General features: G+C 62.8%; 1 protein-coding gene. It reads left to right on the plus strand.

All coding sequences use genetic code 11. The features are described from left to right. The first annotated feature begins 292 nt into the window (after positions 1-292). Positions 293-565: a hypothetical protein gene (locus ADK54_RS45975; RefSeq protein WP_159047770.1), complete on the plus strand. Its 273-nt coding sequence runs from the start codon at positions 293-295 to the stop codon at positions 563-565. Positions 566-812 lie beyond the last annotated feature (247 nt).

Raw genomic sequence — 812 nt, forward strand, 5'->3', positions numbered from 1 at the left:
GAGCAGGGAACCGACCCGCTTCGCGGGTCGGTCACCGGGTTCGCTGCGCTCACTCCGGTGAACTGGGTTGCTGCGCAACCCAGTTGCCTCGCTTTGCTCGGCTGCTCCCTTCGGGAGTTAAAGTCCTGCGCTGCGCTTATGACTTGGCCTCGCTCTGCTCGGCCTAGCGGACTCGCTGCGCTCCCCCGCTGGCTTTCCGGCTCCGCCTCCAAGCCTCTGGCCCGCTCCGCGGGCCAAGCTGGCTGCAAGGGTAGGGGGCTTGGTCTTGACTGTGTTTCATATGCTCAAACGCATGACCGATGAGCCCACCGGAACAGCAACCCTTCGAACCCGGAGCAAAACCATCCTGGCTACCGTCCTGGCCATAAGCATCGCCGGACTCGTCTGGCTGGCTATCTGGCACTTCTTCGGATGGCACTACTGGGGCATCGTATGGCTCGCTTCAAAAGCCGCGGTCAAAGCAGTCGTTCTCGGCCCGCCCCTGGTGACAGGGGCCATCATCTGGATCCGCCAGCGCTACAAAAAACCGACCCCTCACCATCCCGAGGATGAACAACAAACCTGAGTCACCGTCGGCGAGATCCGGCAGCTCAGGCTGGAACGAAGAGCCGTAGCCGTCTCTTTCGACATGCAGACCTCACCCCTCACCATGTGATGCAGCATGTAACACCACGAGATGCCCCGGTCTACCGGGACGACCCGGAAATCGTCACCCCGGTGTCACCAGACCGGGCACCAGAATGACACCGGCTCACCCACCGAGGTCGGTCAGCGCCCAACGGCGGCGACCGCCGTCTTCCTGATCGGTATCC

The organism is Streptomyces sp. WM6378 (assembly GCF_001279695.1).
Lineage (GTDB): Bacteria > Actinomycetota > Actinomycetes > Streptomycetales > Streptomycetaceae > Streptomyces.